At 37.7% G+C, this 3,605-nt stretch carries 3 protein-coding genes; all 3 read left to right on the top strand.

Annotated elements, in window-relative coordinates; translation table 11 throughout:
• Nucleotides 1-70 precede the first annotated feature (70 nt).
• The 3 genes from Q0X72_RS13065 to Q0X72_RS13075 are packed head-to-tail and all read left to right on the top strand — an operon-like array spanning nucleotide 71 to nucleotide 3,458.
• A complete protein-coding gene (locus Q0X72_RS13065) occupies nucleotides 71-2,425 on the top strand; it encodes a PAS domain-containing sensor histidine kinase (protein WP_297766268.1) in 2,355 nt (784 codons plus the stop codon).
• Between the two features lie 2 nt (nucleotides 2,426-2,427).
• The gene (locus tag Q0X72_RS13070) at nucleotides 2,428-2,745 is read left to right on the top strand and encodes an Hpt domain-containing protein (RefSeq protein ID WP_297766270.1); all 318 of its coding nucleotides are present in this window, start codon (nucleotides 2,428-2,430) and stop codon (nucleotides 2,743-2,745) included.
• Nucleotides 2,746-2,747: 2 nt separating this feature from the next.
• On the top strand, nucleotides 2,748-3,458 hold the full coding sequence (locus tag Q0X72_RS13075) for a LytTR family DNA-binding domain-containing protein (protein WP_297766273.1): 711 nt from the start codon (nucleotides 2,748-2,750) through the stop codon (nucleotides 3,456-3,458).
• Nucleotides 3,459-3,605: the final 147 nt, after the last annotated feature.

The raw sequence follows: 3,605 nt of genomic DNA on the forward strand, positions 1-3,605 counted from the left end.
AGAAGCGCTCAAATATCATATGAGCTCTTAAAGGAAGATGGAACGGAAGTGAAATTTGATATTGTCCAGCATGGATAACAAGGAAGTAGAATTGCTTAAAAAGGCGCTGGAACGCCAGAAAAAAGCAAGACTTCAGGCCGAAAAGATTCTGGAGGAAAAATCTCAGGAACTTTACAGTACGTCAAGACAATTAAAAGAAACCAATGAACGTCTGGAAAATCTGCTCAGTGAGAAAACTTCTGAATTAGAAGGCGTTTTTATTAATATTATTGACCCCTACCTGGTCATGGATATTGAGGGAAATGTGATCCGCATGAATGCGGCTGCTACCCAGCTATTAGGGTATGATCACACCGAAGAAAAGATAAACCTACAACAACTTGTACATCCAGATTATATTCAATACACCAGGGAATCCTTTCAACAACTATATGAAGTTGGTACTCTAAAGAACTACAAAGCCAAGATCCTGGCAAAAGATAATTCTGTTCATTTCATTCAAGTGAATAGTAGCCTGATCTATGACAAGAATAGAAATCCTATTGCGGCTCAAGGAATTATTAGGGATATCACCAAGGAAAGTGAGGTGGAAGCTCTGTTATCTGAACAGAAAAAACAACTCGATATAATCGTACAGAATTCTCCTCTCGGAATCGTTTTAACGGTAGGCAGTATCTTTATAAAAGTGAACAAAGCATTTTCTGATCTCATTGGATATACAGATTCGGAATTAAAGAAACTGACTGTAAAGGATATCTCAGAGCCAGAAGATCACAAAATTTCCAAGGGTTACCAATCGGCCATGAATAAGGGAGAAATTGACAATTTTTCCATTATTAAACATTATTTCACAAAAGCGGGCGATACAATTCTTGCCAAGACCTCCGTCAGCGCCGTCAGAGATCCCTCCGGTGCCATTGCCTATGAAGTTGCTATAGTTGAAGATATAACCAAGGAAAAGGAGGCAGAAGAAAAGATCAAAGCCTCAGAGAACAGATTGTCTACTCTGATCACAAACCTGCAAACAGGGGTATTGCTGGAAAATGAGAATAGAGCCATTTCACTCACCAATCAACGTTTTTGTGACATCTTTCAGATACCAGTTACTCCTGATCAATTAAAGGGAGCGGACTGCACCAATGCAGCCGAGGAAAATAAGCATCATTTTAAGGATCCTAAAGGCTTTGTTAAAAGGATCAATAATATCTTAAAAGATAAAAAGGTGGTCTTGTCTGATGAACTTGAAATGCAGGACGGACGCATCCTGGAACGCGATTATATCCCCATTTTCTCAGATGGCATATATAAAGGTCATTTATGGACATATAATGATGTAACCATTCGTAAGAATTACAAACAGAATTTGGAGATCCAGAAAGAAAAATACTGGAGCATTATTGCAAATATGAATCTCGGCCTAATTGAAGTAGATAATAAGGACGTTATACAGTTAGTAAACCAAAGCTTTTGTACTATGAGCGGTTATTCCGAGAAAGAACTGCTTGGAAAGAAGGCCGTTGAAATGCTGAAAGTTCAGGAAAAAAAGATCATACTTGAAAAAGGAAAAGAACGAATAGAAGGAAAATCTGACTCATATGAGATCCGGGTAAAAACAAAAAATAATGAGCTCCGCTACTGGCTGATCAGTGGTGCACCGCGTTATGATGAAGGAGGAGTCGTAGTAGGTTCTATAGGGATCCATTTAGATATAACAGCGCAAAAGAATTTAGAGCTCCAAAAAGAACTGCTATTAAAAGAATTAGAATCGAGTAATCTGGGATTACAGGAATATGCCCATATTGTGTCTCATGACCTGAAATCGCCCTTGCGAAGTATCAGTGCACTTGCCACCTGGTTGCATGATGATTACAAGGATATTTTAGATGACACCGGAATATTCAATTTGCAAATGATGCAGGAAAAGGTAGAGGGTATGGATAAACTGATAGACGGTATCCTTAAATATTCCAGTATAAAAAGTGAAACCTTAGAAGAAACAGCAATAGACCTCAACCAGGTCGTAAATGAGATACGGGATATTATATTTATTCCAGATCATGTTAGCGTCATCATCATGAACCCACTTCCTGTCTTGCAGGCAGATTCTACTAAAATGCACCAGCTATTTCAAAATTTGATCAGCAATGCGGTTATAAATATTGACAAGGAAGAAGGAATTGTAGGCATTGATGTAGCCGAGAAGAAGGACCATTGGGAATTTTCTATTAAAGACAATGGAACCGGAATCCCAAAGGAGTATCATCAAAAAATATTTAAGATCTTTCAGTCCATCGGTACAAAGGAACGCTCAACCGGGATAGGCCTTTCCATTGTCAAAAAGATAGTTGACATCTATGACGGAGAGATCTGGTTAGATAGCAAAGTTGGCGAAGGAACTACTTTTTATTTTACCCTAAAAAAATAAGTATGGAGCAGCCAAATTTGACATACATTGAGAAATTATCAGGGAACGATGAGATTTTTAAAAATAAATTTATTGCTATCTTAAAGGATGAATTTCCAATTGAAAAGGAAGAATATTATCAATCACTAAATGCCTCTAAAACAAAGGAGACAGCATTAATAGTGCATAAATTAAAGCACAAGCTCAATATTTTAGGCATGGAAAAAGCATATGGCCTGTCCGTGTTCTATGAAGAAGAGCTAAATAAAGGAAACACCAGCCTAGCACCAAAATTTAAAAGCATTTTAGATACTATAGAATCCTACTTAAATACCATTTGACCATGACCTGTATTATTATTGACGATGAAGCTGCTGCCAGGGCTATTGTAGCCCAGTTATGTACTTCCTATCCTGAATTGGATGTTATTGAAGAGTTTCCTAATGCCATAGATGCTATTAAGTTCCTGAACCAACAGACGATAGATCTTGTTTTTCTGGATATCCATATGCCGGGGTTCACGGGATTCGATTTTGTTCAAACACTTAAGAATCCACCTAAAATTGTTCTTACTACCTCCGATACCAATTTTGCCATTGAGGCATATGAGTACGAAGCTATAGTAGATTATCTGGTAAAACCTATCTCACCGGAACGATTTGCAAAATCTATTCAAAAAGTTAAGAATTCTTTGCAGAAACAACCTGCATTGAGCGCTTCTGAAGGGAATGCAACCGGGGTTGGAGAAGATCTGTATATCAATATAGACAGGCGACTTATTAAGCTAACCTTTGATGAGATCTTGTTTATTGAAGCTAAAGGAGATTATATAGACGTAAAGACCACCAAAGAGACTCACAGGGTTCATAATACCCTGAAAAAGATAAAGGAAAAACTTCCGGAAGAACTCTTTCTTCAAATACACCGCTCTTATATCATCAACTTCACAAAGATCATCGATATTGAAGATAATAGTGTTCTCATTGATAAGAGCGTGATCCCTATTAGCAGGTCTAACAGACCCGAGCTAATGCGCCGATTAAACTTGTTGTAAATTTTACTTCAGGGCAAGAAGTTTCTTATTGAATAAAGGAGCCTTTGTAATTGCCCACTTTACTTTAATTCCGATCTCAGTAAATTCAAAACCGGCTGCGGTGGCAGAAGCAATATTGCTATACTTTCCATATAGATCAACCCCCAA

Source organism: uncultured Muriicola sp. (assembly GCF_947258935.1).
In the GTDB taxonomy this organism is placed as follows: Bacteria; Bacteroidota; Bacteroidia; order Flavobacteriales; family Flavobacteriaceae; genus Muriicola.